At 43.8% G+C, this 7,219-nt stretch carries 4 protein-coding genes; all 4 read left to right on the top strand.

All coding sequences use genetic code 11. From position 1 onward, the window contains the following. Nucleotides 1-249: 249 nt before the first annotated feature. A complete protein-coding gene (locus tag ACMJ0U_RS12575; protein WP_417130213.1) occupies nt 250-1,641 on the top strand; it encodes a PTS galactitol transporter subunit IIC in 1,392 nt (463 codons plus the stop codon). Between the two features lie 24 nt (nt 1,642-1,665). Next, a complete protein-coding gene (gene kduI, locus ACMJ0U_RS12580) occupies nt 1,666-2,586 on the top strand; it encodes a 5-dehydro-4-deoxy-D-glucuronate isomerase (RefSeq protein ID WP_417130214.1) in 921 nt (306 codons plus the stop codon). Between the two features lie 221 nt (nt 2,587-2,807). Continuing rightward, complete coding sequence (locus ACMJ0U_RS12585) at nt 2,808-4,265, top strand: MFS transporter (RefSeq protein WP_417130215.1); 1,458 nt, start codon at nt 2,808-2,810, stop codon at nt 4,263-4,265. 96 nt (nt 4,266-4,361) lie between these two features. Next, the coding region (locus ACMJ0U_RS12590; RefSeq protein ID WP_417130216.1) for a sugar-binding domain-containing protein at nt 4,362-7,219 on the top strand (2,858 nt) is incomplete at its 3' end.

A 7,219-nucleotide genomic window follows, 5' to 3' on the forward strand; every position in this document is an offset into this window, starting at 1 on the left:
TTCAATTGCATTTTTAATTCTTTTTATTTTCTGGCCCAAAATCTCTCATTCTTCAAATTGAAACAAATCAAACAAGGTTTCTTAGAGAAAGTCTATCCGTGTACGTAAACGAAAAAAATGTTATTAAATCAGCAAAGTTTCGAAAATAACGGATTTTCAATTGGAAATTAGAATAAAAGGCTGTAATTTTGGCTCGAAATCATTTATTTTTAACCGAAATCCACATTTTTAAAGGACAAAAGAAAAGACATGGAACAAGTATTTAGCTATATCATCGGGCTCGGAGCAGCCGTGATGATGCCTATTCTGTTTACCATTCTGGGAGTATGTATCGGAATTAACTTCGGCAAGGCGCTGAAAAGCGGTTTGCTGGTCGGAGTCGGATTCGTCGGACTTTCTGTTGTAACAGCTCTTTTGACCAGCAGTTTGGGAGAGCCGTTGAAAAAGGTAACGGAAATCTACGGACTGGAACTGGGTATCTTTGACATGGGATGGCCTGCTGCAGCTTCGGTAGCTTATAACACTTCTGTCGGTGCATTCATCATCCCTGTATGTTTGGGAGTAAACATTGTCATGCTACTGACTAAAACGACCAAAACTGTTAACATCGACTTATGGAACTACTGGCATTTTGCTTTCATTGGAGCCGTAGTTTATTTTGCTACAGAAAACATCTGGTGGGGATTCTTCTCAGCAATTATCTGTTACATCATCACCCTGATTATGGCCGACCTGACTTGCAAGCAGTTCCAGTCATATTACGATAAAATGGACGGAATTTCTATTCCACAGCCCTTCTGTCAGGGATTCGTTCCTTTTGCCCTTGTAATCAATAAAGCCTTGGATATGATTCCGGGATTCGATAAACTGAACATCGATGCAGAAGGCATGAAAAGAAAGTTCGGTATTATGGGGGAACCTCTGTTCCTTGGAGTAGTAGTGGGTTGTGGTATCGGTGCACTGGCCTGCAAAAACAGCCAGGAACTGGTTGACGGAATTCCAGCTATTTTAGGATTGGGTATCAAAATGGGAGCAGTAATGGAGCTTATTCCACGTATTACATCTTTATTCATTGAAGGTCTGCGTCCCATTTCTGATGCAACCCGTGAACTGATTGCCCGTAAATTCAAAAACAGCGCAAGCCTCAACATCGGTATGAGCCCGGCACTGGTAATTGGTCACCCGACTACGCTGGTGGTTTCTTTGCTGCTTATTCCAGTAGCTCTATTCCTGTCAGTAGTATTGCCCAACAACCAGTTCTTACCGTTGGCTTCATTGGCCGGTATGTTCTACTTGTTCCCTGCCGTACTACCTATTACAAAAGGTAACGTGCTGAAAACCTTCCTGATTGGTTTGGTTGCACTGATTGTAGGTCTGTATTTCGTAACAGACTTGGCTCCATTCTTTACACAAGCTGCGCAGGATGTGTTTGTCAGAACAAACGATCCGGCCGTACAGATTCCGGAAGGATTCCAGGGAGGTGCACTTGACTTTGCATCCAGTATCTTCTCATGGCTGATATTCCATGCGGTCTACAACTTCAAGATTGTGGGTTCAAGCATACTGGTTATCCTCACACTGGCAATGGCTATCTACAACCGTCGCCGCATTATTAAGGAAGCGAAACACATTGAAGAATAAAAACCAATAAATAAACAAACGCTTATGAAAAAATTAGCTATGGCTATGATGCTGGGCGTAGCAGCTCTTTCTGCTAATGCTCAGGTTAACTACCGGATGCAGACTGCATGCAATCCGCAAGATGTAAAGACATACGACACACAGAGACTGCGCAGCAGCTTTATGATGGAGAAAGTGTTGGTTGCTGATGAAATCAACGTAACTTACTCTATGTACGATCGTTTCATCTTCGGTGGTGCAATGCCGATAAATAAAGAATTATCACTGGACACTATCGACCCGCTGAAAGCTCCTTATTTCTTGTTCAACCGTGAACTAGGTGTCATCAACATCGGTGGCGACGGTATCGTGACTGTAGACGGCAAGGAATATGAGTTGAAGTTCAAAGAAGCACTCTACGTAGGACGCGGCAACCAGAAAGTGACTTTCAAGAGTAAGGATGCCAGCAAACCGGCTAAGTTCTATATCAACTCTGCCATTGCACACAAAGAATACAAAACCCAGTGGATTACCATCGATGGACGTAAGGGTTCTTTGAAAGCTAACTCAATGGCTGCCGGAAAGATGGAAGAAAGCAACGACCGTGTAATCAACCAGCTGATTGTGAAGAACGTTCTGCAGGAAGGTCCTTGCCAGTTACAGATGGGGCTGACTGAATTGAAGCCAGGAAGCGTGTGGAACACGATGCCTGCCCACACTCACAGCCGCCGTATCGAAGCCTATTTCTATTTCAATGTTCCTGAAGGCAACATGATTTGCCACCTGATGGGTGAACCGCAGGAAGAACGTCTGGTATGGCTTGCTAACGAACAGGCTATCATGTCACCGGAATGGTCTATCCACGCAGCTGCCGGAACAAGCAACTACATGTTCATCTGGGGTATGGCAGGTGAAAACCTTGATTACGGAGATATGGACAAAATCAAATATACTGAAATGAGATAACACGCATACCTCCCTACTGGAAGAGTATCCTAAATCTACAAATTCCACAGACTTACACAGAACTCTTGAAGAAAGAATCTGCCAAGTATGTGGAATTTGTCGTTTCATTATGGTTGTAGACACACCTGACCAATTAATACAGGTTTTCAGTCAATATTTACAGGCTGAACGCCTGTAAAAAAATTATCTTTGTACCAAAACAAACTAATCTAATATCATATATGAGTACAACCAAAACATCAAGCGAAACAATGAGCAATTACCGATGGATTATTTGCTCTATGCTCTTTTTCGCAACAACGGTCAATTACCTGGACCGACAAGTTCTGTCATTGACGTGGAAAGACTTTATTGCACCGGAGTTCCACTGGACAGACACACACTACGGAACTATCACAGCGATTTTCTCAATCGTCTATGCTGTCGCCAACCTTTTTGCCGGACGCTTTATTGACTGGCTGGGTAGCAAAAAAGGCTATTTATGGGCTATTGCCATCTGGTCGCTCGGAGCCTGCCTGCACGCACTCTGCGGATGGGCTACAGAAATGAGCCTGGGACTCAAAAATGTCAATGAAATGATTGCAGCCTCTGGTGCTCTCACCTCCACCATCGCCATTACCAGCGTATACTATTTCATTGCTGCACGCATTGTGCTAGCCGTAGGTGAATCGGGCAACTTTCCCGCAGCCATTAAAGTGACAGCAGAATATTTCCCTAAAAAAGACCGCGCCTTTGCTACGTCTATATTCAATGCCGGCTCTACAGTTGGAGCCTTAATAGCCCCTATCAGTATTCCTCCACTGGCAAGTTACTTCAAGAGCATTGGTGTGGGCAACGGATGGGAAATGGCTTTCATTGTAATTGGTGCGCTAGGATTTATCTGGATGGGACTTTGGATGCTCATGTACAAGAAGCCACAGGAAAACCCACAGGTGAACGCAGCTGAGCTTGCCTATATCCAGCAGGACAAAGAAAAAGAAGATACAAACATCCACACAGAAGAAGAACCCAAAATATCACTCTGGCAATGCTTCAAATTCCGCCAGACTTGGGCCATCATATTCGGAAAATTCCTGACAGATGGAGTATGGTGGTTCTTTCTTTTCTGGACACCTGCCTATATCTCCGACGTATATGGATTCTCGTCAGACAGTGCGACAGCCCAATTGCTGATATTCGTATTATATGCCATTACCATGCTTTCCATTTATGGAGGTAAATTACCAACCATCATTATCAACAAGACTGGCAAGAATCCGTACGCAGCCCGCATGCAGGCCATGTTGATTTTTGCCGTATTCCCCCTGTTCGCACTCTTTGCACAACCTTTAGGAAATATTTCTTACTGGTTCCCTATTATCATTATCGGTATCGCAGGAGCAGCTCATCAATCCTGGTCAGCCAATATTTACTCCGTAGGAAGTGACATGTTCCCCAAGAGCGCCGTTGCTACCATCATAGGCATCGGAGGAATGGCAGGTGGTGTAGGAGCTTTTCTCATTAACATGTGTTCTGGAATCTTGTTCGACTATGCTGCAGAAACTCAAATGGTATTCTTTGGTTTCGAAGGGAAAGAAGCCGGATATTTCATCATTTTCTGTATCTGTGCCGTAGCCTACCTCATAGCATGGTGTGTAATGAAAGCCCTTGTGCCTAAATATAAGCTGATTAAAGTATAAATACACAATATTCCAGCTATTTGAAGAATTATCGAGGGATATGTAAGCACCAAACCTTACATTTGCCTCGATAATTTTTTATAGTTACTGGTATTTATGAGAAAACACATTTTTGTTTTTTACCTCCTGCTTATCACACAATTACTTCATGCGCAGAATGTCCTTGATTTGACAGGAGAATGGTCTTTTCAAATTGACAAAGAAAATAAAGGAATTAACGAGGAATGGTACGCCCGTCCTCTTAACGACAAAATCAACCTGCCCGGTTCTATGCCGGAAAAGCGAAAAGGAGACCTCCCTTCATTGCAAACCCAATGGACAGGATCACTTTACGACAGTTCTTTCTATTATAACCCAGAGCTGGAGATGTTCCGACGCACAGGAAATATAAAGTTTCCTTTCTTCCTTACTCCGGAACGACGTTATGTAGGAGTTGCCTGGTATAAACGGGAAATACATATACCTTCATCTTGGAAAGGAAAACGCGTGATGTTGTTTTTAGAACGTCCACATATTGAAACAACAGTCTGGATAAACAACCAGCGTATAGGTTCGCAAAACAGCCTTAGTACACCTCATGAATATGACATCACTGCAGCCATTCTTCCTGGAGTATCGACACTCACCCTACGCATTGACAATCACGACAGTTGTGCCAAGGTGGGACAGAACTCTCATAGTATCACAGATCACACGCAAGGAAACTGGAACGGTGTGGTAGGCCGCATGTACCTCTATGTCCTTCCTGAGGTTTCTTTTAAAGACATTCAGGTCTTTCCAGAGCCTGACAAGCAACAAGCTCGTGTACGTATGGTTATACAAGGCCATAAAAGTCCGATAACACTTTCCTTGAAAGCCGAAAGTTTTAATAGTGACATCCTGCATCGTGTACCGGAAATCACACAAACGTTCTCCAAAAGTAATTTTAAAGATACCCTTGAGATGATATTGCCCATGGGTAAAGATACGCAGCTTTGGGATGAATTCCATCCGACACTCTATAAGTTGACAGCCACACTTACACAAGCAAATCAAAGTGACACACGGGAAATAGAATTTGGCATGCGTACATTCACCATTCAGGGACGCTGGTTTTATGTGAATGGGAGAAAGACCATGTTGCGAGGTACGGTAGAGAATTGTGACTTCCCGCTGACCGGCTATCCTCCAATGGACGTGGAAAGTTGGGAGCGTGTGTTCCGTATCTGCCGGAACTACGGACTCAATCACATGCGGTTCCACTCCTATTGCCCGCCGGAAGCAGCCTTTAAAGCAGCCGACCGGGTAGGATTTTATCTGCAACCAGAAGGACCAAGCTGGCCGAACCATGACGTCCGGCTGGGACAAGGACAATACATTGACCAGTACCTGCTGGAAGAAACCATCCGTATGACTCAAAGATACGGGAACTACGCTTCTTTCTGTATGCTGGCATGTGGAAATGAGCCGTCAGGGAACTGGGTTCCATGGGTTTCTCATTTTGTGGATTACTGGAAAGCCAAAGATTCACGCCGGGTATATACTGGTGCTTCCGTAGGAGGAGGATGGGCATGGCAACCTAAAAGTCAGTACCACGTAAAGGCGGGCGTAAGAGGATTGAACTGGAAAAGCAAGCGTCCGGAAACAATGACTGACTTCAGAGAGTATCTTGATACGGTTAAACAACCGTTTGTATCACACGAAACCGGACAGTGGTGTGTATTCCCCAACTTCAATGAAATCAAGAAATACACCGGGGTCAACAAAGCAGGCAACTTTGAAATATTCCAACACCTTCTGCACACGCACGGCATGGAAGGCAAAGGGCAGGATTTTATGATGTCTTCCGGAAAATTACAAGCACTATGTTATAAACATGAAATCGAACGTACTTTGCGTACACCTGATTATGCAGGATTCCAGTTGCTGGCTCTGAATGACTATTCCGGACAAGGTACAGCGCTAGTAGGTATTCTGGATGTGTTTTTTGAAGAAAAAGGTTATATAAGCGCCGAAGAATGGCGCCGGTTCTGTGCACCGACCGTCCCGCTCATGCGCACAGAAAAGTTCGTATATACCACTAACGAAACGTTTCATGCCGATATAGAAATTTCTCATTTCGGAGCAGAACCTCTTCAGGCTGCTAAAGTGAGCTACCGTATAACTGATGTATACGGAAAGGTCTACTCACATGGCATCATCGGCCAGACGGATATTCCAATCGGCAACCTGAATCATATCGGGCAGCTTGATTTTCCGTTGAAAGATATTTCATCGGCTATGAAACTCAATGTAGAGGTACGAATTGAAGGAACAGATGTGATTAATGACTGGGATTTCTGGGTATATCCTGTAACTGTCGACTTCACATCTAAAGAAACAATATATCAGACAGATACACTGGACAACAAAGCATGTGAAATACTGAAAAAGGGAGGAAAAGTGCTTATCAAGGCTGGAAAGAAAGTGACATACGGCAAAGAAGTCGTACAATACTTTACCCCGGTATTCTGGAACACTTCCTGGTTCAAGATGCGCCCACCCCATACTACTGGCATTCTGCTTAATCCTCACCACCCTCTTTTCCGAGAGTTTCCGACCGAGTATCATAGCAATCTGCAATGGTGGGAATTATTGAACCGCACACCAGTCATGCAATTCACCGATTTTGGACAAGATTTCCAGCCGCTTATCCAAAGTATTGACACGTGGTTTATCAGTCGCAAAATTGGAGTGTTGTTCGAAGCCAATGTGTTAAATGGCAAACTGATTATGACGACATTGGATTTAGACAGCGCACCAGAAAAACGAATCGTAGCCCGACAATTAAAGAAATCCATACTTGATTACATGAATTCCGATGATTTTCATCCAGAACAAAAGGTTGAAATTCAAAAAATTCAAGAACTATTTACAAAAGTAGCAGGTTCACCCATGTTGTACACGAAAGACTCCCCTGACGAATTAAAACCTAA

Source organism: Phocaeicola sp. (assembly GCF_048170425.1).
Classification (GTDB): domain Bacteria; phylum Bacteroidota; class Bacteroidia; order Bacteroidales; family Bacteroidaceae; genus Phocaeicola.

Excerpts from the sequence above, each read along its gene's own strand:
- ACMJ0U_RS12575 (WP_417130213.1), top strand. The coding sequence starts at position 250 with ATGGAACAAGTATTTAGCTATATCATCGGGCTCGGAGCAGCCGTGATG.
- kduI (WP_417130214.1), top strand. The coding sequence starts at position 1,666 with ATGAAAAAATTAGCTATGGCTATGATGCTGGGCGTAGCAGCTCTTTCT.
- ACMJ0U_RS12585 (WP_417130215.1), top strand. The coding sequence starts at position 2,808 with ATGAGTACAACCAAAACATCAAGCGAAACAATGAGCAATTACCGATGG.